Source organism: Clostridioides sp. ES-S-0048-02 (assembly GCF_020658495.1).
Taxonomy (GTDB): Bacteria; Bacillota; Clostridia; order Peptostreptococcales; family Peptostreptococcaceae; genus Clostridioides.
In genome coordinates this window covers 13101-39059 of sequence record NZ_JACVWH010000008.1, presented here as the reverse complement: position 1 = coordinate 39059, position 25959 = coordinate 13101, and the positions used below count along the sequence as shown (strand labels likewise).

Annotated in this window: 44 protein-coding genes and 1 tRNA gene; 43 read left to right on the top strand and 2 right to left on the bottom strand. The window is 28.7% G+C overall.

Annotated elements, in window-relative coordinates; all coding sequences use genetic code 11:
• The first annotated feature begins 561 nt into the window (after positions 1-561).
• The 3 genes from IC173_RS11955 (at position 562) to IC173_RS20750 (ending at position 2577) form a co-directional block, all read left to right on the top strand.
• Complete coding sequence (locus IC173_RS11955) at positions 562-1008, top strand: type II toxin-antitoxin system antitoxin SocA domain-containing protein (RefSeq protein WP_227482726.1); 447 nt, start codon at positions 562-564, stop codon at positions 1006-1008.
• The gene (locus IC173_RS11950; RefSeq protein WP_227482725.1) at positions 975-1919 is read left to right on the top strand and encodes a hypothetical protein; all 945 of its coding nucleotides are present in this window, start codon (positions 975-977) and stop codon (positions 1917-1919) included. Before IC173_RS11955 ends, IC173_RS11950 begins: the two co-directional genes overlap by 34 nt.
• Positions 1920-2442: 523 nt before the next feature.
• Entirely contained in the window at positions 2443-2577 is a 135-nt protein-coding gene (locus tag IC173_RS20750) for a hypothetical protein (RefSeq protein WP_255613035.1), read from the top strand.
• A 29-nt stretch (positions 2578-2606) separates the two neighbouring features.
• On the opposite strand, the gene IC173_RS11945 is transcribed toward IC173_RS20750, so the two are convergent.
• The gene (locus IC173_RS11945) at positions 2607-2999 is read right to left on the bottom strand and encodes a helix-turn-helix domain-containing protein (protein WP_227831654.1); all 393 of its coding nucleotides are present in this window, start codon (positions 2997-2999) and stop codon (positions 2607-2609) included.
• Positions 3000-3174: 175 nt separating this feature from the next.
• Here IC173_RS11945 and IC173_RS11940 point away from each other — a divergent pair, with 175 nt between their 5' ends.
• From IC173_RS11940 to IC173_RS11925, 4 genes are all read left to right on the top strand, one after another.
• Positions 3175-3369: a helix-turn-helix transcriptional regulator gene (locus IC173_RS11940; RefSeq protein ID WP_196337413.1), complete on the top strand. Its 195-nt coding sequence runs from the start codon at positions 3175-3177 to the stop codon at positions 3367-3369.
• Positions 3370-3427: 58 nt separating this feature from the next.
• On the top strand, positions 3428-4216 hold the full coding sequence (locus tag IC173_RS11935; RefSeq protein WP_227853342.1) for a phage antirepressor: 789 nt from the start codon (positions 3428-3430) through the stop codon (positions 4214-4216).
• 62 nt (positions 4217-4278) lie between these two features.
• Complete coding sequence (locus tag IC173_RS11930) at positions 4279-4608, top strand: helix-turn-helix domain-containing protein (RefSeq protein ID WP_227855629.1); 330 nt, start codon at positions 4279-4281, stop codon at positions 4606-4608.
• 127 nt (positions 4609-4735) lie between these two features.
• Positions 4736-4924: a hypothetical protein gene (locus IC173_RS11925; protein WP_227855628.1), complete on the top strand. Its 189-nt coding sequence runs from the start codon at positions 4736-4738 to the stop codon at positions 4922-4924.
• A 140-nt stretch (positions 4925-5064) separates the two neighbouring features.
• Here IC173_RS11925 and IC173_RS11920 read toward each other — a convergent pair whose 3' ends face one another.
• Entirely contained in the window at positions 5065-5235 is a 171-nt protein-coding gene (locus IC173_RS11920) for a hypothetical protein (protein ID WP_227855627.1), read from the bottom strand.
• 140 nt (positions 5236-5375) lie between these two features.
• On the opposite strand from IC173_RS11920, the gene IC173_RS11915 reads away from it, so the two are divergent.
• The 36 genes from IC173_RS11915 to IC173_RS11750 all read left to right on the top strand — a co-directional run bounded on the left by IC173_RS11915 (position 5376) and on the right by IC173_RS11750 (position 25958).
• The gene (locus tag IC173_RS11915; RefSeq protein WP_227855626.1) at positions 5376-5528 is read left to right on the top strand and encodes an Arc family DNA-binding protein; all 153 of its coding nucleotides are present in this window, start codon (positions 5376-5378) and stop codon (positions 5526-5528) included.
• Between the two features lie 12 nt (positions 5529-5540).
• Entirely contained in the window at positions 5541-5768 is a 228-nt protein-coding gene (locus IC173_RS11910) for a hypothetical protein (protein ID WP_227855625.1), read from the top strand.
• An 11-nt stretch (positions 5769-5779) separates the two neighbouring features.
• Positions 5780-6094 carry a hypothetical protein gene (locus IC173_RS11905; protein WP_227855624.1) on the top strand — a complete coding sequence of 105 codons (315 nt, stop codon included), beginning with the start codon at positions 5780-5782 and terminating at the stop codon, positions 6092-6094.
• Between the two features lie 80 nt (positions 6095-6174).
• Positions 6175-6450 carry a hypothetical protein gene (locus IC173_RS11900; protein ID WP_227855623.1) on the top strand — a complete coding sequence of 92 codons (276 nt, stop codon included), beginning with the start codon at positions 6175-6177 and terminating at the stop codon, positions 6448-6450.
• Complete coding sequence (bet, locus tag IC173_RS11895; RefSeq protein WP_227855622.1) at positions 6443-7345, top strand: phage recombination protein Bet; 903 nt, start codon at positions 6443-6445, stop codon at positions 7343-7345. The genes IC173_RS11900 and bet overlap by 8 nt, the downstream gene beginning before the upstream one ends.
• Before the next feature lie 12 nt (positions 7346-7357).
• Positions 7358-8191: a hypothetical protein gene (locus IC173_RS11890; RefSeq protein WP_227855621.1), complete on the top strand. Its 834-nt coding sequence runs from the start codon at positions 7358-7360 to the stop codon at positions 8189-8191.
• Positions 8192-8256: 65 nt separating this feature from the next.
• Positions 8257-8520 (top strand): hypothetical protein, encoded by a 264-nt coding sequence (locus tag IC173_RS11885; RefSeq protein WP_227855620.1) that lies wholly within the window; start codon positions 8257-8259, stop codon positions 8518-8520.
• An 11-nt stretch (positions 8521-8531) separates the two neighbouring features.
• Positions 8532-8882, top strand: coding sequence for a hypothetical protein (locus IC173_RS11880; protein WP_227855619.1), 351 nt, complete (start codon positions 8532-8534; stop codon positions 8880-8882).
• 3 nt (positions 8883-8885) lie between these two features.
• On the top strand, positions 8886-9266 hold the full coding sequence (locus IC173_RS11875; protein WP_227855618.1) for an NUMOD1 domain-containing DNA-binding protein: 381 nt from the start codon (positions 8886-8888) through the stop codon (positions 9264-9266).
• The gene (locus IC173_RS11870) at positions 9235-9375 is read left to right on the top strand and encodes a hypothetical protein (protein WP_227855617.1); all 141 of its coding nucleotides are present in this window, start codon (positions 9235-9237) and stop codon (positions 9373-9375) included. The genes IC173_RS11875 and IC173_RS11870 overlap by 32 nt, the downstream gene beginning before the upstream one ends.
• Complete coding sequence (locus tag IC173_RS20745) at positions 9372-9497, top strand: hypothetical protein (RefSeq protein ID WP_255613379.1); 126 nt, start codon at positions 9372-9374, stop codon at positions 9495-9497. Before IC173_RS11870 ends, IC173_RS20745 begins: the two co-directional genes overlap by 4 nt.
• Positions 9490-9813: a hypothetical protein gene (locus tag IC173_RS11865; RefSeq protein ID WP_227482704.1), complete on the top strand. Its 324-nt coding sequence runs from the start codon at positions 9490-9492 to the stop codon at positions 9811-9813. The genes IC173_RS20745 and IC173_RS11865 overlap by 8 nt, the downstream gene beginning before the upstream one ends.
• Complete coding sequence (locus IC173_RS11860; protein ID WP_227483511.1) at positions 9813-10001, top strand: hypothetical protein; 189 nt, start codon at positions 9813-9815, stop codon at positions 9999-10001. Before IC173_RS11865 ends, IC173_RS11860 begins: the two co-directional genes overlap by 1 nt.
• A complete protein-coding gene (locus IC173_RS11855) occupies positions 9994-10179 on the top strand; it encodes a hypothetical protein (RefSeq protein ID WP_227855616.1) in 186 nt (61 codons plus the stop codon). Before IC173_RS11860 ends, IC173_RS11855 begins: the two co-directional genes overlap by 8 nt.
• A gap of 103 nt (positions 10180-10282) precedes the next feature.
• Positions 10283-11356 carry a DNA cytosine methyltransferase gene (locus IC173_RS11850; protein ID WP_227855615.1) on the top strand — a complete coding sequence of 358 codons (1074 nt, stop codon included), beginning with the start codon at positions 10283-10285 and terminating at the stop codon, positions 11354-11356.
• Positions 11357-11553: 197 nt separating this feature from the next.
• Positions 11554-12552 carry a nucleoid-associated protein gene (locus tag IC173_RS11845; protein ID WP_227855614.1) on the top strand — a complete coding sequence of 333 codons (999 nt, stop codon included), beginning with the start codon at positions 11554-11556 and terminating at the stop codon, positions 12550-12552.
• A gap of 10 nt (positions 12553-12562) precedes the next feature.
• Complete coding sequence (locus IC173_RS11840) at positions 12563-12946, top strand: DUF1653 domain-containing protein (RefSeq protein WP_227855613.1); 384 nt, start codon at positions 12563-12565, stop codon at positions 12944-12946.
• A gap of 8 nt (positions 12947-12954) precedes the next feature.
• Positions 12955-13128, top strand: a complete 174-nt coding sequence (locus tag IC173_RS11835; RefSeq protein WP_227855612.1) for a hypothetical protein — start codon at positions 12955-12957, stop codon at positions 13126-13128.
• A gap of 17 nt (positions 13129-13145) precedes the next feature.
• Positions 13146-13469, top strand: a complete 324-nt coding sequence (locus IC173_RS11830; protein WP_227834398.1) for a DUF1827 family protein — start codon at positions 13146-13148, stop codon at positions 13467-13469.
• Between the two features lie 86 nt (positions 13470-13555).
• Entirely contained in the window at positions 13556-13741 is a 186-nt protein-coding gene (locus IC173_RS11825) for a hypothetical protein (protein WP_074105478.1), read from the top strand.
• A 154-nt stretch (positions 13742-13895) separates the two neighbouring features.
• On the top strand, positions 13896-14291 hold the full coding sequence (locus tag IC173_RS11820) for a hypothetical protein (RefSeq protein WP_227855611.1): 396 nt from the start codon (positions 13896-13898) through the stop codon (positions 14289-14291).
• On the top strand, positions 14281-14724 hold the full coding sequence (locus IC173_RS11815) for a RusA family crossover junction endodeoxyribonuclease (protein WP_227855610.1): 444 nt from the start codon (positions 14281-14283) through the stop codon (positions 14722-14724). Before IC173_RS11820 ends, IC173_RS11815 begins: the two co-directional genes overlap by 11 nt.
• Positions 14725-15095: 371 nt before the next feature.
• Entirely contained in the window at positions 15096-15920 is an 825-nt protein-coding gene (locus IC173_RS11810; protein WP_227855609.1) for an ORF6C domain-containing protein, read from the top strand.
• A 143-nt stretch (positions 15921-16063) separates the two neighbouring features.
• Positions 16064-16552, top strand: coding sequence for a hypothetical protein (locus tag IC173_RS11805; RefSeq protein WP_074179355.1), 489 nt, complete (start codon positions 16064-16066; stop codon positions 16550-16552).
• 319 nt (positions 16553-16871) lie between these two features.
• Positions 16872-17627, top strand: coding sequence for a DUF5986 family protein (locus IC173_RS11800; protein WP_227855608.1), 756 nt, complete (start codon positions 16872-16874; stop codon positions 17625-17627).
• A gap of 33 nt (positions 17628-17660) precedes the next feature.
• On the top strand, positions 17661-18809 hold the full coding sequence (locus tag IC173_RS11795; RefSeq protein ID WP_227855607.1) for an XRE family transcriptional regulator: 1149 nt from the start codon (positions 17661-17663) through the stop codon (positions 18807-18809).
• Positions 18810-18877: 68 nt separating this feature from the next.
• Positions 18878-19009 (top strand): hypothetical protein, encoded by a 132-nt coding sequence (locus IC173_RS20740; protein WP_255613378.1) that lies wholly within the window; start codon positions 18878-18880, stop codon positions 19007-19009.
• Between the two features lie 201 nt (positions 19010-19210).
• Positions 19211-19287 (top strand) — tRNA-Ile (locus tag IC173_RS11790).
• 78 nt (positions 19288-19365) lie between these two features.
• A complete protein-coding gene (locus IC173_RS11785; RefSeq protein ID WP_227831632.1) occupies positions 19366-19563 on the top strand; it encodes a hypothetical protein in 198 nt (65 codons plus the stop codon).
• Between the two features lie 121 nt (positions 19564-19684).
• Entirely contained in the window at positions 19685-20362 is a 678-nt protein-coding gene (locus tag IC173_RS11780; RefSeq protein WP_227855606.1) for a Bro-N domain-containing protein, read from the top strand.
• Between the two features lie 59 nt (positions 20363-20421).
• Positions 20422-20682 carry a Gp49 family protein gene (locus tag IC173_RS11775; RefSeq protein ID WP_227855605.1) on the top strand — a complete coding sequence of 87 codons (261 nt, stop codon included), beginning with the start codon at positions 20422-20424 and terminating at the stop codon, positions 20680-20682.
• Positions 20683-20696: 14 nt separating this feature from the next.
• The gene (locus IC173_RS11770; protein ID WP_227855604.1) at positions 20697-21065 is read left to right on the top strand and encodes a hypothetical protein; all 369 of its coding nucleotides are present in this window, start codon (positions 20697-20699) and stop codon (positions 21063-21065) included.
• 80 nt (positions 21066-21145) lie between these two features.
• Entirely contained in the window at positions 21146-21829 is a 684-nt protein-coding gene (gene terS / locus IC173_RS11765) for a phage terminase small subunit (protein ID WP_227855603.1), read from the top strand.
• A complete protein-coding gene (locus IC173_RS11760; protein ID WP_227855602.1) occupies positions 21819-23060 on the top strand; it encodes a PBSX family phage terminase large subunit in 1242 nt (413 codons plus the stop codon). The genes terS and IC173_RS11760 overlap by 11 nt, the downstream gene beginning before the upstream one ends.
• Positions 23061-23065: 5 nt before the next feature.
• Positions 23066-24517, top strand: a complete 1452-nt coding sequence (locus tag IC173_RS11755; RefSeq protein WP_227855601.1) for a phage portal protein — start codon at positions 23066-23068, stop codon at positions 24515-24517.
• On the top strand, positions 24510-25958 hold the full coding sequence (locus tag IC173_RS11750; RefSeq protein WP_227855600.1) for a minor capsid protein: 1449 nt from the start codon (positions 24510-24512) through the stop codon (positions 25956-25958). The genes IC173_RS11755 and IC173_RS11750 overlap by 8 nt, the downstream gene beginning before the upstream one ends.
• The last annotated feature ends 1 nt before the right edge of the window (position 25959 follow it).

The following is a 25959-nucleotide window of genomic DNA, read 5'->3' as shown; positions in this document are numbered from 1 at the left end:
ATATTTTAAAGAATGAAAAGAAAGCTTAGTGTAAAATTATTAAGGTGTATTTTAACAATTAAGAGAATTAAAACTATACGTGCATATTGTATTGTATTATATAAAATTTTACAAATATAGTAGTTTTTGAGCTTTTAGTGTGTTATACTTATGTTACAAAAAGGATACTTAACTGTGTTAGATTGATGTATTTGTTTTTAAATTGATAAAACAAGATATATTGTACAATGTTATCGAACGTATGTACGTGATAAACAATTTTATGATTATTAAATAGAAATACTTGGTCATTATCGAAACAGTTCTTGTATAATGTTACGACGATTTTGAATATAAAGAAGTATATACTAATTTATATCTATATTTTAAAAAGCACAAAGTATATGGTATTTTTTGACATATATTTGATTAGAATAAGTAAAAGTGGAAATTTTATGCTATAATAATTCTATAGACATAGAACCGCTATTATGACATTTTATTCAAATAATATAAACTTAGTATAAATAATATAATTTTACAAATATTATTTAATAATGAATACGAGCGGAGGTGTTTTATATGTTTAACGTAAATTGTAGTGCTATAGAGGTTGCTAAATATATCTTATGGTATTGCGAAAATGCATGCAATCATCCTATAAGTAATTTGAAATTACAAAAGATACTATATTATGTACAAGGAAAATATGTAGCCAATTTTAGAAAACCTCTTTTTTATAATAGGATAGAGGCCTGGGATTATGGTCCAGTAGTTCCAGATGTATATTTTGAGTTTGGAGAATACAATAGTAAGGCAATAAAAAATATAAAACCTATAGATTTTAATTTGTTTAATGAAAACGATGAAATATTTATAAATAAAATTGTGGAATCGTTAGTATATAAAGATGTATGGGATATTGTAGAGCAAACTCACTCAGAAGACCCATGGAAATATAGTTATATGAGAGGTCGAAATGAGGAAATATCAATTTGGGATTTAAAGGATTGGTTCGAAAAGCATTAGGAGGAACAATGAAGTTTGTATCTGATGAGCAAGTGGAGCTAGTATTAAAAAAGTTAGAAAAAGGAAAATTAGAACAGCTAAAGAAGATTGAACTGGATGGAAATAGTATTAGGTACAGTTTTATATTAGAATATATAAAAGTTTTAGGCGTTGATAGTAGAGATAATTTACAAATAAACACTTTACTTTATATGGAAACCAATGAAGGGGATATTGATGATATTTTAGTTCATATATTAAATCATATTTTGTTAGAGATTCCTAGAGCTAAAGAAATGGAATCTCTAAGAAATGAAAGTAAAAATACAAAAGAAACAAATAATAATATGAGGTCTGAGATACAAAATTATGTGATGGCAGTAAAAGAGTGTGAGGAACGGGTTTCAAAATCACAGAGTGAATTTATAAGTATTCTAAGTATATTTGCAGCTGTCATAATCGCATTTCTTGGAGGCATGAGCTTAATAGGAAGTGCGTTAAACAATATGGATAATGTAAGTAAATATAGATTAATCTTTGTGCTACTTACGATTGGTTTTATAATGTTTAATGTTATTTATATGTTGCTCTATATAGTATCAAAGTTAGTTCATGGTAAGATATATATGGAGAAAAAAGAATGCAAGGGTTGTGAAGATAGAAAAATATCAAACTGTTTAATAAATAGGCATCCTTTGTTATTTTATTATAATTATTTTTCAAGTGTTTCAATTTTTATAGTATTTTTATTATATAATATTGATAATTACAATATCCTTAGTGCTATAGCTGATATTTTGAATTTAGATAATAAAGTAGCTTTTATAGCTATATCAGGTTCTATATTTTTAGGCATTGTTTTATTTATAATATATAAGATGTCAAAACAAATTATATTTGATAAAGATTGTTCTAAGTCAGATGCAAGCTAGTTTAATTATTAATGTTTAAGGAAAAAGGATAAACATGTTCAACATGTTTATCCTTTTTTATTTTTGTTTTACTTTATAATAATAATTTAAGTATATAAAATCTTCCATACAAATACTATGTATATTGGGAAAAACATAGAATTAAATAGTTTTGAAAAGAATACTATATTTATATGGTATAAAAAGTAAAACGAAGATTTTAAAATTAAATAATAAAAAATATTATAAAAACAAGAAAATACAAAAAATTATAATTAAAAAGACGATTAATAATATACAGGAATGGAAAAAATAACCAACTGTCTACAAATTTCGATTTTTTTGTTACAATTCCCCTTTTTTTATTGCATATATTTAACAAAAGTATTATTATGTAAGTAAGATAATTATCAAAGACAATTCTGAATAGTCGGAAAACATTTCTAGAAATCAAAGGGTATAATTACATAGTTTTTATTAAAAATTGTTGGGAGTTTTTAACTAAAAATAAGAACGTAAGTTCTGAATAATGGGGGATAATAGTATGGAAGAAGAAATTTACTGTAAACTATTAATTTTTTATGAAGGGTTAGAAAATTTAAAAAAGAAGGATGAAGTGAAATATAATGAATGTAGAGAAGAGTTAGAAATATTGCTCAACATAAAAAAAGAGGACTAGTTCCTCTTTTTCAATTATTTATAAAAATATTATTTTTTGCTTATTTTAGAATTGTTTTCTTCAGAAAAAAGTTTAACTATTTTTAAAGCTTTATCTTTAGAATCTTCATCAAGTTTATTAAAATGTTCTAATAATTCTCTCATTTCATCAGTTGGATTTAATTTTTCTATTAGTTCTTCTTCCTTCAAATTAGAAATATTAATTTTTATATTAGTTCTTCCTAGCAAATAATCAGTTGATATATCTAACATATCAGCTATATGCTTAACAATATCTAAAGAAGGGCTTCTTTTTCCAGTTTCATAACCATTATAAGTTGTAACTGGCATATTTAACTTGTTAGCCATTTCTTTTTGCATTAAACCAAGTTCTTCTCTAGCATCTCTTAATCTTTTAGCAAAGACATTTTCTTCATAATACATTTTATATTCCCCCGTCATATTAATCTTAATCGTTATTTTACTACAAAATACGCGTTTTGTGTATTAATTACGCAAAATGAATTTTTTTTGTAAAAGAGTATTGACAATACGCAAATTGCGTATTAATATATAAATATACCAATACTCAAAACGCGGAATTGAGAGGTGATAAGAAGTGAAAAATTATACTTTAAAAGAACTTAGAAAAGAAAAAAATTTAAGACAGAGAGATGTAGCAGACAACATTGGAATGAAGATAACAACATATGCAAGTAAAGAGAATGGAGCTAGAAGGTTTACAATAAAAGAAGCACTTGCAATAGCTGAGTATTTTGGGAAAGATTTAAAAGAAATTTTTTTGAACACTTGATACTCAATATGAGTATAAAAACATAAAAAACTTAAATATCAAGGAAGGAGTTTTAAATATGAACAATCTACAAATATTTAAAAATAATACTTTTGGTGAAATAAGAGTAATTGAGATAAAAGAAGAGCCTTGGTTTGTTGGAAAAGATATAGCAGAAAAGCTAGGGTATAAAGATACATCTGATGCTTTAAAAAGACATGTTGATGATGAAGATAAGGGGGCGGGTGAAATACCGACACCTGGAGGAAATCAAAATATGAGGTTAATTAATGAAAGTGGACTTTATTCTTTAATATTAAGTTCTAAGTTGCCAAGTGCAAAAACATTTAAACGTTGGGTAACTAATGAGATACTACCAAGTATTCGTAAAACCGGAGGATATATACATACAACAGAAGATATGTCAGATGATGAAATAATGGCAAGAGCATTACAAGTAGCTCAAAAGACAATAGAAAAGAAAAGTAGAGAAATAGAGGAAAAAGATAAGGTAATTCAGTTACAACAACCAAAAGTACTTTTTGCTGATGCAGTAGCCTCTTCTGATGACTCTATATTAATTGGAGAGTTAGCAAAGCTACTAAATCAAAATGGAGTTAACACAGGCGAGAAAAGATTATTTGCATGGCTAAGAGATAATGGTTACTTAATAAAACGCAAAGGTGAGGATTATAATACACCAACTCAAAAGAGTGTTGACTTAAAAATAATGGAAACTAAAAAAAGAGCAATATATAATCCTGATGGAAGCACAAAGATTACTAAAACACCAAAAGTAACCGGCAAAGGTCAAATATACTTTATCAACAAATTGAAATCAGTAAATCAAATATCAATGTTAGGTTAAGTAAAACCAGCACTTTGAAAACTGAATACAGAATATTCAAAATATATAAAGGAGGTATAAAAATGAGTACAGCATTACAATTCATAGATACAAAAGACTTAGTGCAGGAATTAATGCAAAGAGACGATACAACAGACATAATTAAGATGTTTTTAGATAGAGAAGGAATTAGAAGAATGAATTTAGTCACAGTAAAAGAGTTCTGTGAGTACTTGAAAGTTTCTGATTCAACTGCAAGAAACATGATAAGAGAAGCAATGGCACAAAATCATTATACTGTAATTCCTTTGGGTAGTTCCTATAGGATAGATTTAATTTCTTTTGAAGAGTACGTAATGAAAAATGCACTAAAAGATAGGAATGTAATGAAAAAGAGAAAGGGGGTGATTTAGTTGGAACTGCTAGTATGCACAAACAAACTTTTATTACTTAAAAATAGAGAAAAGATTGCAACTATAGAGTTAAAAAAGAGATTTTTTAGTAACAGACTTAAATTAAAAATAAGATAGGAGAGATAAGTTGAAAACAATTTATAAAAACAAAATATATAAGGTAGAGCAGGGCAAAGAGTTATATAAGATTACATACTATGATGAGCAGAGAAGTAATAAGAAATTTAATAAAGATAAAAAAGTTAAAAGAAGTGTATTAACAAGAGATATAAATGTAGTGAACACATATTTACCAGCTAATTTAAAAATAAAATGAGTTTAATCTATAAATAATTAAAGAAAAAGGTGATTAGATGCAAATAGAGCAAACAACAATACGCCTGTCTAGAGAACTTAAAGACAAGCTTCTAAAACAGGCAAAAGTTAAAGGATATACATTAAAAGATATGGTAGTTTTTATTCTAAAGGATTATCTTCAAAATACCTCTCAAGAATAAATTCAATTTCTCTACCTACAGAACGTTTATCTTTTTGAGCAAGTTGTTCGATTTTTTCAAAAAGAAGTTTATTAATTCTTAGTGTAAATCTCTTATCTTCTTCACGAGTATAAATATCTTTATTGGACATATTTTATCATTCCTTAATACAAAATTTGACGTCTTTATGACACTTTAATAATAAAATAATTAATGAAGAAAGTCAATAAAAATGCTTGACGTCAAATATATGACATGGTATTATTAAAACAAGAAAGGAGTTGACGTCAAATGTATGACAAAGACGAGAGAGTAAGGTTTACTTTTAGATTACCAACAACATTACTTGAAAAAATAAAAGATATAGCATCAACAGAAGGCAGTTCTATGAATTCATTTATATTACACATACTTTGGGATTACATAAAAGAAATAGAAAAATAAGGAGGTTGAATAATGATTAAATTATCAAAAGAATTTGATTTAAAGAAAATTGAAGTAGGGAATGCAGTAAAAGTAAATTGTAAAAGACTTGGTTTTGAAATTGATTGCATTGTAGTAGTAGCAACAGAAAAAGAGTTGAATTTAGCATACTACGATAAAGAAAGAGGATGTATGGAGTATCAAGCATTAACAGTAGAAGATATTAAAGATAATGATTATGAAGTTAAAAATTTAAACTAGGGGGTTTAATTATGGAAAGTTTAAACAAAGTAAAACAAATGGTGCAAAAACAATTAGATTTAGCTGAATTAGAGATAAGTAAAAATGGTGTGCTTTATGAGAAACTTAGAAACAAAGACAGGGATTTAATAGACAATGCACACATGAGAGATTATCTAAGAGAAATAGTTGCATGGCAAAGAGCAAAGTATGCTGTTGAAAATATTTTAGAAAGTATAAATATAGAGATTAAAACAATAGAACATAAGGAAAGTGAAGATTACAAGAGATTCGAATTGTTTTTAGAAGAAATCGAAAGAGATAGACCTATAGATGTGCAGATATAAGAAAAGAGCCACTGGTAATGGCTCTAATCAAAAACAAAAAATAAAAATATTAATGTATATTATAGCACAAGGGGGAAGAAATGAAAACTAGAAATGAAATAATAAAAGATTTAGAAGATAGATTATTTTTATTAAAATTCATGGCAGTGGATGAAATAGATGCAGATGAAAGGTTTGGACAAATATCAGCCGTAGAATCTTGCATAGAAAAACATAAAAAAGATTGGACTTTAGAACAGTTTAAAAAGCATTTAAAAGATAATGAAAAAGAAAATGAATACGGAGATTATATAGATGGCTTTATGTCAGTTTTAAGAAGAAATATAAAGGATATGGAGGGGTTAGAAAATGAATAACAAGGCTTTAGAACTAGCGACATGTACTTTAGAGTCAGGTCAAATACTTGATTATACAACAGTAAAGAATTATCTAGTAAGTGGTAGTGGAAATGTAACAGACCAAGAAGTTCTAATGTTTATAGAATTATGCAAGGCTCAGAAACTAAATCCTTTTATAAAAGAAGCATATTTAATAAAGTTTGGTAATTCACCAGCAAATATAGTAGTTGGTAAAGATGTATTTGTAAAAAGAGCAAATAAAAATCCTAAATTTGAAGGTATGAAAGCTGGGATAGTAACTGTAAATAAAAATGGAGAAGTATTTGAAAGGGAGGGCAGTTTAAAACTACCTCAAGAGGAATTAATCGGTGGATGGTGTGAAGTATCAGTAAGAGGTATGAAGTTCCCTATAAAGTCTGTAGTGTCTTTAGAAGAGTATTCAAAGAGCCAAGCTACTTGGAAGCAAATGCCTTGTGTTATGATAAGAAAATGTGCAATTGTTACAGCTTTAAGAGAAGCGTTCCCAGAGGATTTACAAGGATTATATGATAGTGCAGAAATAAAGACTGTACCCGATAAATTACCTCAAAAGCCTATTGAAATAGGCAAGGCAAGTCCATCTCAAAAACAAGGAATACTTAAGTTAGCATCAATGAAAGACTTATATGATTACGAGAATAAAAAAGATACATCAAAGTTAGAAGAATTTTGTGAAAGTAATGGACTCAACTTAAAAGAACTAAAATTTGAGGAAGTAGATGAATTAATTGAATTACTAAGTGAATATGAACCAAAAGATGATTTTATAGATGCTGAGTTCGAGGAAGTAAAAGAGGATGAAGTAGAAATAAAAGAAGAAATTGAAAACAAAGATAGTCAAATGAGTATGGAAGATACTATGAATTTTGAATAAGTAGGTGATAGAGTGCCAATTTTCAGACAGATATATACAAATTTTTGGACTGACCCCAAGATACAAGAAGAATTTTCAGTAGAAGATAAGTTATTTTATATGTATTTATTGACTAATCCTCATACTACTCAAATTGGAATATATACGATAACTAAAAAACAAATAGCTTTTGAAATAGGTTGGACATTAGAATCTACAAGTGCAGTTATGGATAGATTTATTAATCATCACCAACTTATAAACTATAATTCTGAAACTAGGGAAATAGCAATTAAGAATTGGGCTAAGTATAATCTCAATAGAGCAGGTACTCCCATGGAAAATTGTGTAAGGAAAGAATTGAGAGATGTTAAAGACAAATCATTGCTATCACTTATTTATGAACATATAGAAAATAAGAAATTTAAACAGATATTTGAGGATTATTTTAATGAACTCCGTAACGGTGTATGTAACGAAGCTCGTGACGAGGGGAATAACAATAACAATAACAATAACAATAATAATAACAACAACAATAAAGATGTTACGGTGGTTGTGGATAACATAAAAAGATATTTTGATTTAGAATCTAAAGACATTGAAAAGATTGTTGATGTATTCATACATACAAAGAGAGATATAAATTATCTAATAGAGAAGCTAGAGCTTACTAAGAATACAGATAATGTAAAAAGTATCACAGGTTATCTTATAACAGCTTTAGAGAGGGATTTTGAGCTTATACCAAGTAAGCATAATAAAAATAAGTTTCATAACTTTAATCAGACTTTTGACAAATACACAGATAAAGAATTATGTGAGATGTCTAAGAGAGGTCAACTTGAAAAAAGTAAATTTGGATAAATTAAATAATCTAGGGAGTAGTTATACAATATTACTTCCTAGAAGTTAAAAATATTGGAGGGAAAATGGAAGAAGAGTATGGAAAAATCTTTTTAGAGTGTGATGGTGAAAGATTTGAATTTATACAGAATAATTCAACAGAAGAAATCAAGTTAAGTAATAGAAAAACTGATAAATATGAACCATTAACAGAAAAATGGAAAGGAACTTTTGAGATTATATCTGTAAATGAGTGTTTAAAAAAAGATATGTTGTGGCTTAAAATATTGTATTTATCAGCAGTTATAGCAAAAATAATGCAATATAAAATGTTAGGTATTTCAAAATAAGGAGAGCTGAAATGTTGGGAAAGACAGGAAAAAGTAATATTAGTGTTTGTTATCAATGTAGAAATGAAGATATAAGCGAAGATGCTAGATATTGTAAGATTTGTGGAATAGGGTTAAGAGTTATGGAATTGGTGATTGTTTTTAACTTTGAAACAGGAGAAAAAGAATTTTCATTTTTAACAGGTAAAGAATGTCTTATAGATTTTGGAGATTTAAGAGAAGGCAATATGTGTAAGTTATTCTTTGAAAATTCAGAATTAAGAATTATTGGAGTAGAAAATATTTATCAAGATGAAAGAGGTATATTTATTGAAGCTGGTGAGTGTAGCTATGAAATAATATTTAAAGATTTGGAGTGGTAGAATATGGCTAAAATTTGGGTAGATGCAGGAACGTTTTTAGAAAAAACTATTGATATAGAAGATATGTTTGAGCTTAATTTAAGAAAAGTAAGAAAAGCAAATGAAAGTAAGAAAATAAAGCTGAAACTTAATGAATCGAAATTCAAGAAAATAAGGAAAAAACCAACTAATGATACAAAAAGTAAACCTATAAAAGTTTTTAATATTGAAACTGGAGAAGTTAGGATATTCAAAAGTGCAAAGGATGCAAGTAAATACTTAAAGATTAGTGGAGATTATGCTAGCTGTTTAGCTAGAGATAATAGAGTAACTAGAGAAGGTTGGAAAGCAGAATATATTCAAGGAGTGACAGATGGTATTAGCAAATGTAGAGCAGGTAATTAAATTATCAGAAATTATATTGAGTAGGAGAAAGTGCTCAGTTAATAAGGCGATTGATACAGCTATAAAAATATTAAGTAAGTATGAATATGAGGGGATGTTAGAAAAATGAATATATTAGCTGTTGTGATGTTTGTAATAGGAAGTTTTATAGCTGGTAGAATTTATGAGTATAGATTGAATCTGAAAGAGTGTGAAAATTGCGATAATATGGGAGGATTTAAAAATGAGTAAAGTTATACAATGTGATTTTTGTAAGAGAATATTTGAAAAATATAATGGAGAATGTATTGAGCTATATAAAAAGGATTGTAGTAAAGGAGTACTTGGGATGGATAAACACATATGCCCAACTTGTTATGAAAAATTGGTTGAAGGGGAAATAGAGAAAGTAGAAAATGCTAAAAGATTTAAGGATAAATTGATAGACTTTTTGTTTGAACATGAGATTTGTGACTGTTGTGCTTGTGATTGTATGTTTGTTTCTGATGATGAAAAAAAATGCAGGGCAGGAATTAGAGAATGGGTTGAAAATGAGGTGGAAGAGTAATGAACGAACTCATACAGTGCGATTTTTGTAAGAAGACAATTAATGTTGAGAAACAAAAATATTTTATTAATAAAGAAAAGGGCAATACAAGTCTGCTTAGGTATATAGACATACGTATTTGTGAGGATTGTTGGAATCTTGGAATAAAAAATTATTGTAAAAATAAAGAAGGTGCTAAGAATGACTAACTTTGAAATGATAAAAAATATGAGTAGAAAAGAGTTAGCTGAATTTATAGACGAAATTGGTGATGAATGTACTTGTATTTGCTGTAGTTATCAATATCGACATGAAATTTGCAGTGTAGATGAAAAATGTATTGATGGATGTGAAGAGTGGCTTGAAAGTGAAGTAAAAGAGCAATGAAAATATCTAATTAAAACAATTTGGAGAGTTGCAAAGTGTCTTTTAATATAAATATCGTTGAGGTGTTTTGCTACTCTTGGAAATGAAAATAGAGAGGAGATTTATGCTTACATTTTTGGATTTATTTGCGGGAATAGGTGGATTTAGGTTAGGAATGGAAAGAGCAGGACATAAATGTTTAGGTCATTGCGAATATGATAAATTTGCAAATTTAAGTTATAATGCCATGCACAAACCAAAGGAGGATGAATGGTTTGAAAGAGATATTAGAGAAATTAGAACAGAAAATATCCCAAGAACAGATACCTGGTGTTTTGGATTCCCATGTCAAGACATTTCTGTTGCAGGAAAACAATTTGGATTCAGAGGAGAACGTTCAAGTTTATTTTTCACAGTTACAAAAATTATTAGAGAACTCAAAGAAGAAGATAGACCCAAGTATTTACTTATTGAAAACGTTAAAAATCTACTTAGTGTTAGTCAAGGATTTGACTTCCTCAAAGTTCTCATTGAACTGGATGAAATCGGCTATGATGCAGAATGGCAAGTTCTTAACTCTAAAAACTTTGGAGTACCCCAAAATAGAGAACGAATATTCATTGTTGGACATTTTAGAGGACGAAGTACACGAAAAATATTTCCTATCGAAAGAAAAAGTAGAAAAAATCTTAAACAGCTAAATAAACCAATTCATAGTACAAATAGAATTTATAATGCAGATGGGATTGCGAGATGTATTAGAAGTCAAGCAGGAGGTGGTGGTGCTAAAACGGGGTTATACTTTGTAGACTTAAATAAAAACTCTAAAATAACAATGAATGCTAGATGTCTTAAAGCAAAATATAATGCAGGTGTGACAAATCGAAGTTGTGATAATAGTGGAGTCCTGGTTAATGCAGTTTTAACACCTGATAGGATAAATAAAAGACAAAATGGTCGTAGAATCAAAGCAAATGGAGAACCAATGTTTACACTAACATCCCAAGATAAGCATGGTATTTTAAGGGATGGAAATATAAGAAGGCTGACACCAAAAGAATGTTTTAGATTACAAGGTTTTAACGACAACTATTACGAAAGAGCTGCAAGTGTATGTTCAGAGAGCCAACTTTATAAGCAAGCAGGGAACAGTGTTACCGTAAATATAATATATGAAATAGCTAAAAAAATGGAATAAGGCAGGTATCCAAAATGGATAAAATTATAACATGCGATAATTGCGAAAAGGCAATAGACAAAGAAGCTGGTTACGTAATTTATATAAAAAAAATTATGGGGATAGAGGTAACGATTAATGTATGTCTTAGCTGCTTACAAGAATTAATAGATATATTAGAAAATGATTGAATATTTAGAGAATGAAAGGGTGGAATTATGATAATACACAAATTTATAATACATGTTTTGGATAAGAATAGCGATACACCAATATTAAATGATTTTGAGGGTAGAGTCAGTCAAGATATTGAAGCTTTCTTTCAAAAGAAAATAAACAAAGTATCAAGAGATAATGACATCAGAAAAGCTGTATTTAATGACTATAGTAATAATCTAATTAAGAAGTGTTGTGAACAGATAATATATGATGAAAATTTATTTTTAAGTAATTCTAAAGAAATAGCAGCTTATTTATTTGAGATTATGAAAGTGAATGCTACATTAGAATCTTGTGATTTAGCAATATGTTTATATACTGAAAAAGATGAAAAGGGAATTGCTATATTAAAACTTGATTACAACAAGTCGTATACTCATTCTATTAGCTTTGAGGATGATAAATTTAATATACAGATGTCAACTAATGAAGTTAATATTCAAGAAACTAAAGCAATTAAAATAGGGGCAATTATTGGTTTGAGTGGAATGAATGACGAATATCATCTTAGGATTTTAGACAAGGATGCAGAAAAGGAAGAAACTAATTCTAAGTTTGTTACAGAGTTTTTAAATGCTACTAAAATTAAAGATGATAAGTATAAGACTAAGGCGTTTAAAGGCTTGGTAGATGCTTTTATAGCGAATTTATATAGTGATATGAGGCAGGGCGAAGACGTAAGAAGTATCTTGCTTTACATGCTAAGAGAAAAACAAAAACTTGATATAAATGAGTTTACTGATAAGGCAATAAAGGATGATTTAAAAGATAGTTTTAAGGAACATGTAGAAGAAAAAGGTCTTGATGGAAGTTTTAATATTGATAAAAAATGGGTTGAGAAAAATTTAAAAAATAGACATATAAAAACAGATACAGGCTTTGAGATAAAAGGCAAAATGGATGATTTTGAGGATTTTATGAAGTATGGCATTAGACATAATGTGAATGGAACTGTAGATATAATTATTAAAAATTTAAGTTTTTATAATGAAAAATAAGGAGGTTGCAATGAATAGATTATTAAAGTATCCATGTATATATAAACATTTCAAAGGTGGATTTTATGCAGTTATGGGAGTTAGTAAAAGAGTTGGTGGAAATGAACTTGGAGAAATATTAGATACAGCAGGTTTTGATGAAAGATATATAGGCGATTATAGATTTCTTTCTAGACATACAGAAACGAATGATACTGTAGTTATATATAAAGACAATAAAGGTAATTTCTATCATCATGGAAGTGATGATAATAGCACAGATTTAGTAATATACAAAACTTTATATGATGCTACTGGAGTTTATTCAAGACCTATAGAAATATTTTTATCTAAAGTTGATAAAGAAAAATATCCTAATGTCTCACAAGAGTATAGATTTGAGGAATTTAAGTAGGTGAGTATATGACTAATAAAGAAATGTGCGAGTCAAAGAATCTTGATGAAAGAGAAGTGTATAAGAAATTTAGGAAAGAGATTTGTGGTAGTTGCAAAAATACTAAGAGAGATTGTGAAAGTGAAGATTGTGATATAGCACATAAAATATGGTTGAAGAAGGAAGCAGAAAATTATTTATAAAATTTGGAGGGAATAAAATGTTATTAGTTGAGAATAAAAATGATAGGTCCATTCTTGCAAAAGAATCGCTTGAAAGATTAGGGGCTAAAAATGTGAAAATATATAATATGGATACTGGGAGCAATGTTATATATTCAGTTGAAAATGGAAAAGAGCATCTAACTATATCAAATGAAAAAAGATTTCCTAATTGGAATGAAATTAAGTATGTTAGATATAAATTAATGAAACCAAATAAGACTATAGTACAGATATTACCACCAAAAGAAGAATATATAAATTTACATGAAAATTGCTTTCATCTTTGGGAAATAGAGGATAATGCAGTTCCAACTAAGTAATTTGTAAAAATAAATAGTCAAGATAAGTTTATGAATGAAACTAGAATGTTATAGACTTACTTTGACTTATAAAAGGAGTCGTCGATATGGTTATTACAGAATTTAAAGTAACTTGGCAGACAACAAGAGAATGGGAAAAAGGGAACATATACAGCTCTATATTTAATGATTTAGAAGAAGCAAGAGCTTTTAAAAAAGATGAGGAAAATATAAAAGAAAATTATAATGTGAAGCTTTTAAGCAGAGCTATAGTCGAAATTGAAATAGATTAAATATGTGAGTTAAAAGGAAGTGATTCTTTGAAAAGGATAAGATGCAGTTGGTGTGGGAAATTATTTTATATTGATGAAAAATCTAAGGAGATTTATTGTTGTAAGGGATGTAGGAATAAGGCTAAGAAGAAAAATAAATAGAGGAGGAATTTATATGAAAGATGTTTGGTTATATAGCTGGGATGATGAATGTTTTAGCAGTGATGAATATGAAAGTAAAGAGAAAGCTATTGAAGCAGCTAAGGAAGAACTTAGAAAGCTTGGAGAGTTTAAACGTTGGGTTTATATTGGAAAAAAAGAAGAAGCTTATATTCCTTGTGTAGATGCAGAAAACATACTAGATTATGTTCAAGATAGAATTAATGATGAGTTTGGAGAATTTGGAGAGAGCTGGTCAAGTTATATAAAAGATGAAGACGAAAAAATACTTGATGATAGATTAAATGAAGTATTCGAAAATTGGATAAATGAATTTGGATATAAGCCAGACTGGTACATGGTTGTAGATGTAGAAGAAATAGAACTAAATGAGGTCGCAAATGAAGGTTAATTTTACAATAGATGGAGAACCAAAGGCAAAGGCAAGACCTAGAATGAGTACAGAAACTGGCAAAGCATACACAACCGAACAAACTGTACTTTATGAAAACTGGATTAGACTTATGTATAATTCTACAGTAAAACACTTCTTTGAAGGCAATGTTAAAATGACAGTTATTTGTTACTTTGACATTACTAAAAAAGATAGAGAATCACTAAAGAAAAATAAGGTAAATACTAAAGCGTATAAGGATGCCATAGGCAAGATAGAAGGGTTAATAAGACCAAGTAAAAAACCCGATTTAGATAATATAATTAAGTCTGTAGCTGATAGTTTGAATGGCATCGCATACAAAGATGATTCTCAAATTGTAGAAGTAATGAGTAAGAAATATTATAGTGATAAGCCCAGAGTTGAAGTTATGTTAGAAGATATTAATTAGGACAAAATAAACTTATTTTATCCTAATTATACACAATATCAAATAAAAGTTTTAAGAAAATTAATAATATGAAAAATAATAAATGTTGCAAATAGTAATAAAATAATCCATATAAAAAAATAGTTTCTAAAAGGGTATATTTTGTTTAGCTTCCATATGATAATCCCAATCGAAAAGCATATTAAAAATATTAGAAGTAAACATATTAAATACATCAGAAGCAAGATTATTGTAGATAACATAGATTGCCCCCTTACACGTTAAGTAATGTAAGTTAAGCATACTATGTGATGTTAATAGTAACAATATGTTTTTTAGAACTGTAAATAAATTGAAATGAATTATTCAAAAGAGAAAAGGAGCGATAGACTATGAAAGAAAACACTACAATTTGTAAAGAAATAACAGTGCTTGGAACTTTAGAAGTTGAGGGAATGAAATTTCATGACATAGAGGGTGGATTTGGAGAAGGTAAGAAAGCAATACTAGTAAAGGATATAGCTGAGATACATAATAGAGAACTGAAGGAGATAAATAAAAATATAAATAATAATAGAAAAAGATTTAAAGATATGATAGATATATTAGATTTAAAAGTGAGTGATTTAAAATCACTGAGTTTAGAAATGGGTTACTCTAATCAATCTTATGCAAATGCAAATAACATTTACTTGTTGTCTGAGAGAGGTTATTCAAAACTACTAAAGATATTAGAAGATGATAAGGCTTGGGAGCAATATGAAAAAATAGTTGATGGATACTTCTCTATGAGAAAAGAATTAAATAATCCTCTTTTAAGTGCATCAAAAGAGTTACAAGCTATATTTATGCTAGATAAGAAACAAGAAGTCTTAGAGACTAAAATAGAGAGTGTTAATGAGAAGTTAGAGAACTTCATGGATGATGCACCACTATTCAATATTGAGTGTGAGAGTATTGTTAAAGAAGTTAAGAGAGTAGCAACAAAATCACTTGGTGGACATGGTAGTAGGGCTTATAAAAATAAATCTCTAAGAGGCAAAGTTTATAGTGATATATACCATCAAATTAAGCGAGAATTTGGAGTAGAAAGTTATAAGGCTATAAAACGTTGTCAGTTATATAAGGTACTGGAAATAGTAGATAATTATAAGTTACCTACAGTCCTTGAAGAAGAAATAAGATTGTTAAATAGTCAATTATCAATAGTAAGTTAAGACAGGGATAGACTTTCCCTCTTTAAAGGGGAAAACCTTCAATAGGTTAATTAAAAGAAAAAAGGAGTGCTTTCACACTCCACTTGTCAAAAATATAAAACTTTTATCCAAGATTATTATAACATAAACAGGAGTGTGAAAGTATGGATAATAATATCAATAAAAAAGAACTATTTAAAAAAGTAGAAGGTAGATTACATCATTATAAATTTTTAAATGCAGAGATTAAAAATCTTGAATTGGATATAGAAAGTAGAGAAAATGAAATATTTGGGTGTAAAGCTATTGGTTATGGTGAGAAAGTAAGTCCGACATATGCTTTTAATTCAAGTGTGGAAGATGAAGTTATTAAAAAAGAAAGAGATATTGCTAGATTAAAGAAATTAAAAAAAGATAAAGAAATAGAAAAGAAGAAGATAGAAAATGCACTTACATGTTTAGATATAAGAGAAGAACATTTTTTTAAACTGTTTTATGATAGCAGAATGAAAAATAGCATGGTTTATATATCTTTAGAAATGAACTCAGATAGGAAAACGTGTAGATGTGTAAGGGAAAGGTTAGTATATAAAGTTATGGATATGCTTTATCCAAGAATTAAGGAAAATGAGCTACCATTATTTAAAAATTAGAAAATTCCCCAGTTTTTCCCCAGAAATTCCCACTTTATTCCCTACTTTCTCCCCTTTTTGATTAAAAAAGCATGAGATAATAATATTGTGGAAATGAAATATTTCCCTCTCAAAACTTAATATTTGGCTAGAGTTAAGGGGTTGTTTTTGCTCTAGCCAAAGTGAATAATTTTTATAATTAAGGATATTATATAGACAATTAAAAAATTTTAAATGACGCTTTAAATATAAAAAATGCACATATTTGGCTTTTAATATTGACACTTTTGCACAAAACGCCTACAATAAATATATAAACATGTAGGAGGTGCATAATTTTATGCCAGAAGACGTAAGACTAGAAGTACCTGTTGAAATAATTTCTACAATTGTTCAATGTGTTAATGGAGCTGTTGGAGATAAAATAAAAGAAGATATTAAAAAGCAGAATCTTGTGACTAAAAACAGTATACCTACCCGTATTTGGGATTTATTAAATAGAGACCTTTGTGAAGTACTTAATACTCCTGATTGTATGGCATATGAAGCTAAACGTGGATGTTGGGGAATGGTCATTATACATGAAAAAAGTAGTGAAAATATTTTTACCATAATGAGAGAGCAACGATTTAAGGAAATATATGAAAAACAACCTGAAAGAAGAAACATGCACTACTTGAATGAGTTGACTAAAAACTTTAATGAAGATTTAAAAGCACCAATTGGGCAAATATCCTTTTTCCCTAAAAAATTTGATGATGAAGATAAAGTTAAGGAACATGTACAAAAATTACTTGCGAATCTAATAAAAGATAATGTTGTTGTTAACCATCATGCATTAATATTGTTTGATGCATCTGAATATCAACTTACATCTATTCGTGCTGTAATGATTGATACAAACTTAGACATTGTTACAGAAAAAGATTGGAGTTCTTATATATCTATAGAAGAAAGTACAGTTGCAGAAAAAGTTGATAATACTAACCCTATTGCAAATAATCCTACTCTTGGATTAAACTTAACTTCAAAAGCAGTTGCAAGAAAGAAAACACATCCTTTAAAAAAGGCGAAAAAGGAGGAAGATGCCAAGTAGTCACTTTTTAGTGAATAGATGGAGGAAATAATTATGGAAATTAATTTTAATGGAGAGCGTTTAAAGAAAGCTCGTATATATAGAGGAATGACAGTAGCTGAATTAGCTGAGAGAATTGACTGTCAAAGACAGACCGTTTCGATGTATGAGAATAATAAATCGAAACCAAATGATAATAATGTAGTGAAACGAATAGCAAAAGAGTTAGGTTTTCCAGTTAAGTTCTTTTTAGAAACAGGAAATAATATTGCAATAGGTTCAACATATTTCAGAGCATTATTGACTACAAATAAAAAATATAGAGCAGAGCAAATTCAAAAAATGGAATTTCTAGCAGAAATATATTTCTTCTTACAAGATTATATTGAATTCCCAACATTAAATTTACCAGATTGTTCTGGGAAAACACCAGAAGAAGCTGCTTTACTTTTAAGAGAAGCTTGGGGATTAGGATTAAAACCTATTGATAATATCATATATGAAGTAGAACAGCATGGAATACTTGTAACAAGTTTCTCGACTTCTACAGATGATATAGATGCATTCAGTCAGATGGTAGATATTTCGGGAGAGACAGTTTATCTGATTGGATATTCTAGTAATAAGACTTCTGCCTCTAGAATTCATTTTGATATAGCTCATGAATTAGGGCATATATGCTTGCATGAGTGGAGCGAGGATGTAGAAGCTTTAGAAAAACAAGAATTTAAAGACAGAGAATCAGAAGCTAATAGATTTGCATCTGCATTCTTATTACCAGAAGAGACTTTTAAAATTGATGCTAAGAGAACTCCTTTACGTATTCCAAACTATACAGAATTGAAACGTAAATGGAAAGTTTCTATACAAGCAATGATTCGTCGTTCATATTCTTTAGGAATTATCAGTATGGATGAATATCAGTCTATGATTCGTACTTTACAACGTAGGGGACTAAGAAAATCAGAACCATTAGATGATGAATTATTAACTTCTCTACCAGCATTGTTAAAAACAGCAATTTTAATGTTATTAAATGAGAAGGTATTTACTCCAAAAGAGTTTATGGATGAACTTTCATTCTCTTATAACTTTAGTTTAGAACCAGAAGAGGTAGAATATCTATTAAATTTACCTAAAAATACTCTAACTTCTGCTAAAGTTATACCATTTCCTGATTTACAACTTAAAAAAGATGTTTAACTTATATTTTAAATAGAGCGAGGACTTATGACCTCGCTTAAATTATATAGAATAGGGGGAAATATGAAATGGGAATATTAGAAGGTGCAACAAAGATAAGAGATATAGCAAAAAGAATTGCTATAGAAAAGAAAATAACAGAGCAAGAGGCATGGAATGATGCTATTAAAGAGTACAAGGAAAAATATGAATTTAATTAAGACCAGTATATGGTCTTTTTTTATTACTATGAACAGACTAGGCAGGGCATGAGGATGCTGTTAGTTCAATTCTAACTATGTTCAAAAGGTTTTATTAATACACTATGTTAGTATTTGAATTGAGATTAAAATCTCATACAGTTTTGTATCTTAATTCAGAGGTCTAAAAATCGGGTGGGGCTTGGTAACCTCACTCAACATAGCAGTATAGCTCAGATGGTTAGAGCAGTCGATTTATACTCGAAAGGTCATAGGTTCGATTCCTATTACTGTTACCACAAAGTATATACCTCCCCTATAAAAAGACTAAGTTTGGGTAAGCTTAGTCTTTTATTTTTTTACAGGAGCATGATAATATGAATGATTTAAGAAGAAAGATAATAAAAGAATTAGATAAATTTAATATAAAAGCAGATGATGAATTTTTGGAATATGCAGTTGAACACATTAAAAAGTTTATAGATGAAGGTATAGATGATGAAAATTTGCTAATAAGAGGAGTTGTGCTTGGAGCAAGTTATGTAGTTAATATGGAGAATAAAGACTTAGATTAATTTCTAGGTCTTTTTTATGCAAAAATTTAATAAGTTTTAGATATCAGTAATTCTGATAACAGAAAATAAGGGTGTTTAATTTGAGCACCCTTTATTAATAAATCATTTAGGAGGTAGTAGTATGTTGAAAATTTTACAAGAGAAAAATGTAAGGATGATATGGTCAAAAGATGGTAGTGAAGTTTGGTTTCATGCTGGAGATGTAGGAGAGGAATTAGGCATAGTAAATATTCATGACACATTAAGAAATATAGATAGGGAATATAAAAAGAAATTTAAGGATTCAGATGTCGGAGTTTCCTATAACCGAAATTTTAAAGTTAAGTTGAATAATCGTGGAGAAGTATTTGTTACAGAAGAAGCTGTGTATAATATGTCATTTAGAAGTAATAAAGCAGAAGCAAAATTATTTACAAAATGGGTTACAAAAACGCTTAAACAAATTAGAATACATGGTTATTATATTGCTACAGAAAAAGACCAAGAATGGCTAGATATAAGAACAGAAGGTAAAAAGGTAAGAAAAGATTTTACAGATGAAATACAAGAGTTTGTTTATTATGCTACTAGTCAAGGAAGTAATAAACCTAAGATGTATTATAAACATTTTACCGAACTTGTAAGAAAAAAATTAGGTATACCAAAGGGTGTAAAAAGAGATGAGTTAAATCAAAGTGAATTGTTTGATATACAAGCACTTGAAAGAATTATCTCTATGAAATTGCCCAAGTTGATAGACAAAGATATGAATTATAAAGAAGTATATAAAAAGATTAAGGAATTAATAGAAATGATATAAATGACTGTCTTGAGGGATGGTCTTTTTTTATACAATAAATTAAGAAGGAGAATAAGATTATGAATAAAAATTCAATAACTCAGCAACAAATAGATGATTTGTTTAATCAAGCTGAAAAGATAGTGGAAGTGTATTGGGGTAAGTGTACAGTAATGACAATACAACTTCAAAATGGATTTACTTTAGTAGGACATAGTGCTTGTGTTGACCCTGCAAACTATGATGAACAAATAGGACTAGATATTTGTGAAGAACAAATTAAAAATGAACTTTGGAAATTAGAAGGTTATAGACTTCAATGTGAACTAGGAAAATTATAAAAGGAGAATGAATTATGGAAGTTAAAAACAGTTTATGCACACAAAATTATACTAAGCTTTATTGCGAGGATAAAGAAGAATGGAAGTATAATGCCCCATGTTACTTTATATTAGGAAGAGCAGATTGTGAGGATGATTGTATAGAACCAATTCAATATCTTAGTTTTCAAGAAGGAGCTATAAAAGAATATGGTATCAATGGAATTAACAATGAAGATGTAATATTAGCAGTTATAACAAGATTAGAAGCATTTCAAGAAAGCAAATATGCTTGTAAAGAGAATGAGAAGGCTATAGAGAAGTTAGAAGAATGCTTGATGTGGCTTAGAAAAAGAACTTTAGATAGACAAATGAGAAATATTGAAGGAACTAGTGGTATTTAGAATAGGAGGCCTTAAATTAGAAGATATAAAATTCTAGGTCTTTTTTTATTCCCAAAACGACAAACAAATGAGGTGGTGATGTGCAAGATGTCAAAGAAAATGTAAAACAAGATTACCTAAAAGGTATGAAACAAAAGGAAATATCAGCAAAGTATGACATTAGTTTAAACACCTTAAAGTCATGGATTAAGAGATACAATTGGGCTAGTGAGAAAAAGAAGGGTGCACCTAAAAGTAAAAAGGGTGCACCCATAGGTAATAAAAATGCTACTGGTCCACCTGGAAATAAGAACGCTGAAAAGTTTGGTTTCTTCTCAAAATATCTACCCGAAGAAACTAGGGAATTGATACAAGAAATATCCATAAAAGATAAATTTGATATTCTTTGGGAACAGATAACAATTCAATATGCAGCAATAATAAGAGCACAAAAGATAATGTATGTTAAAGATAAAGAAGAAATGATTAAGGAATTAAAGAAACATGAAAGTACAGAAAATGGTGAGAAGAAAGAGTATGAATTTCAATTTGCATGGGATAGGCAAGCATCTTTTCTTAATGCACAGAGTAGGGCAATGAGTGAGTTAAGGAGTTTAATTAAGCAGTATGATGAAATGATTCATAAGGATTGGAATTTAGCTACAGAGGAGCAGAAAAATAGAGTTGAGAAGTTAAAATGTGAAGTAAGAGAACTTAATAGAACTGATGATGAAGATGATGAATTAAAAATAGTAGTAGATTATGGTGATTCTAATGATAACTAGAGTACAATTTAATCCATCTTTTAGAGAAGCTAACTTTACTAAAAAAAGATACAGAGCTATGAAAGGTTCAGCAGGTAGTGGAAAATCTGTTAATGTAGCACAGGATTATATACTAAAGTTAGGAGATAAAAAGTACCAAGGAGCTAACTTATTAGTAGTTAGAAAATCAGAAGCTACACACAAATATTCAACATATGCAGAACTTACAGGAGCTATAAATCGTATCTATGGTAAGCAAGCTGATAAGTATTGGAAAACAACTTTAAATCCTTTAGAAATCAAAAGTAAGGTTACTGGTAATTCTATAATATTTAGAGGAGTTAATGATGCAAAACAGAGAGAAAAATTAAAATCAATTAACTTCTCGAAAGGAAAATTAACATGGGTTTGGTGTGAAGAAGCTACAGAACTTATGGAAAGTGACATAGACATACTAGACGACCGTTTAAGAGGGATTTTAACTAATCCTAACTTGTACTATCAAATGACATTTACATTTAATCCAGTATCCGCTACTCATTGGATAAAAAGAAAGTATTTTGATTATAAAAATGATGATATATTTACTCATCATAGTACTTATCTACAAAATAGATTTATAGATGAAGCATATTACAGAAGAATGCAAATGAGAAAAGAGCAAGACCCCGAAGGATACAAAGTCTATGGGCTTGGAGAATGGGGAGAAACTGGTGGAGCAATACTTAAAAACTATGTCATACATGAATTTCCTACAGAATTTGAGTATTTTGATAATATGAGGTTATCACAAGACTTTGGATTTAACCATGCAAATGTAGTACTTAGAATCGGATTTAAGGATGGAGAGTTATATATATGCAATGAAATATATGTGCATGAAATGGATACCTCAGAGATAATAAAGATTGCAAATAGTAAAGGTTTAGAAAAGAATCTATTTATGTACTGTGATAGTGCTGAACCAGACAGAATTAAGATGTGGAAAAGTGCAGGATATAAAGCCAAAGGAGTTAAAAAAGGACCTGGAAGTGTTAAGGCTCAAATAGATTATTTAAAACAGTTAAGAATACATGTACATCCTAGTTGCATCAATACAATAAAAGAAATTCAACAATGGAAATGGAAACAAGATGAAAGAACAGGGTTATATCTTGATGAACCAGTTGAGTTTATGGATGATGCAATGGCTGCTCTTAGATATTCTATAGATAGTAAGCTTAAAAATAATGGAATAAGCTTCTTAAAGTAAAGGAGGTGTTAAATATTTATATAAGTGAAACAGATTTAATAAAAGCTCAACTAAAAAAAGAGAGTACTTTTAATCTTATTAATGTTATAGAGCATTATATTTTAAAACATAGACCAGAGAAGTACAAACAAGGCGAAGATTATTATTATGGTAAAGCCGACATAAATAATAAGAGAAGATATTATTTCTTAGATGGTGCTAAAATAGAGGATTTTACTAAAGTTAATAATAAAGCAGTTAATAATTATCATAAACTCTTAGTTGACCAAAAAGTAGGTTATAGTGTTGGAAATCCTATTGTATTTAATGCAGATGATGACCATCTCACTAAGCTTTTAAATGATATACTAGGGGAAGAATTTGACGATACAATAACAGAACTATACCTTAATGCTAGTAATAAAGGGATTGAATGGTTACATCCATATATTAATAGAAAAGGTGAGTTTAAATATGTAATAATACCTGTTGAGGAAGCTATTCCTATTTGGGACAGCAAAAGGCAAAAGGAGTTAGTTGCATTTATTAGATTCTACTACATTGAAGATATAGATGGTAACAAGATAAAAAGAGTTGAATATTATACAGAAAATGATGTAACTTACTTTATTGAAAGAGGTAATAGTTTTGTTCAAGAGCTTTTATATGATGAATATGGAAAATTGACAGAAATACAAGAGGGTCATTTTAGAGTAAACAACAAGGAGCAAGGATGGGGCAAAGTACCTTTTATACCTTTTAAAAACAATGAAAAGTGTGTCTCAGATTTAACTTTCTATAAATCATTAATAGATATATATGACAATAACATTTCTACACTTGCAGACAATTTGGATGAGATACAAGAGGTTATTTACGTATTAAAAGAATATCCAGGAACAAGTCTACAAGAGTTTATAGATAATATAAGATATTATAAATCAATTAAAGTAGATGGTGGAGGTGGAGTTGACAAGCTAGAAATAAGCATACCAATCGAAGCTAAAAAGGAGCTTCTTGACAGATTAGAAAAGAACATAATTATTTTTGGTCAAGGAGTTAATCCCGAATCTCAAAACACAGGTGATAAATCGGGTGTAGCACTTAAATTTTTATATTCACTACTTGATTTAAAATGTTCTAAGACTGAGAAGAAGTTTAAAAAAGCAATTAGAGAGCTTCTATGGTTTGTATGTGAGTATTTAAAGATAAGTAGCAGTAAAAGCTATGATTATAAGTCAGTTCAAATAACATTTAATCACTCTATGATAATAAATGAAGCTGAAAAGATAGATATGGCAGCTAAATCAACTGGAATTATATCAGATGAAACTATTGTTAGTAATCATCCATGGGTTGAAGATGTTAATGACGAACTTGAAAGACTTAAAAAACAGAAAGAAGAAAGTATAAAAGAATATGAAGATGCTTTTCCAACTAAAAAGAAAACTGAAGAAGGTGAATCTATAAATGAATAATATGGATTACTGGATAAAGACATTTAATCAGTTAGAAGAAGATGTTCATAACAAAGGTGATACCTTTAACAAGGAACTAGAAAAACAATATGACATAATACTTTACAATATCCTTAGAGAAATAAATAATTGGTATATGAAATTTGCTAAGGATAATAAAATAAGCATGCAAGAAGCTGAGAAGTTATTAAATTCAAGTGAATTAACTGAACTTAAATTATCGTTAGAAGAATATATCAAGTATGGAGAAGAAAATGCAATTAGTCAAAAGTGGATGAAAGAACTAGAAAGTGCGGTTAAAAGAGTTCGCATAAGTAGACTAGAAGCATTAGAGTTAAAAACAAGGCATCAAATTGAAGTATTATATTCAAAAGAGTATGAAGATATAAATACACTTATAACAGACACATATAAAGATAGTTATTATCATACTGCTTTTGAAACTCAAAAAGGTGAAGGCTCAGGAGTTTTATTAGCCATGTTTATTCCAAATATGATTAATAAAATAATTAATAAACCTTGGACTACTGATGGAATAACATTTAGTAATAGAATATGGAATAAGCATAGACCAAAATTAATAAGTGAACTTGATAAAGGATTAAAACAAACTTTAATTAATGGAGCATCTCCTGGAGACTTAACGAATAAAATTAATAAAAACTTTAATACAAGCAAAGAAGAAGCTAAGTTATTAGTAAAATCTGAGCTTGCCTTTTTTAGTTCAGCAAGTCAAAGGGATTGTTTTAATAGTCTAGGAGTTGAGAAATATGAAATAGTAAGTGCATTAGATAGCAGGGTTTGTGAGAAAAGATGCAGTCCTCTTGATGGCAAAGTCATTGAAATGAAGTATTATGAAATAGGAATTACAGCTCCACCATTTCATCCTAGGTGTAGATGTGTAGTAGTGCCGTATTTTGATGGTGAAGAAAGCTATAGAGCTGCAAGAGAAGAAGATGGTGAGACTTATTATGTACCATCAAGTATGAAGTATAATGAGTGGTATTCGAAGTATGTAAAAGATGGTTCCTCAAGTGGAGCAATAAGCAGGAAAAGACTAAACGACCTAGAAGTATATCTAAGAGAAGAAAAACATGCTAATTTATATTATGAAGAAATAAGAAAAAGAACCAGTGATATTAAAGCTATAGCTAAAAATACAGGCTATAGTGAAAAAGTAATACAAGATATAAAAAGCCATGTATTTATGAATAAATATAATTTATATGGCGGATATAAAAGTTTTGACCCTAGTTATGATATGGCTATCTCTTGGCAAAGATTAATTGAGGGAAAAGATATAAGAAAATGTGATATAATATTATTAAAACATGAGAGATTAGAAAAGTTTCTTATGGATAGATATAATTATGATTATAAGAAAGCTCATGGTTTAGTTGTGAGAAAATATGATTATGAAAAAGCTTTGAGGGAGGGATAAA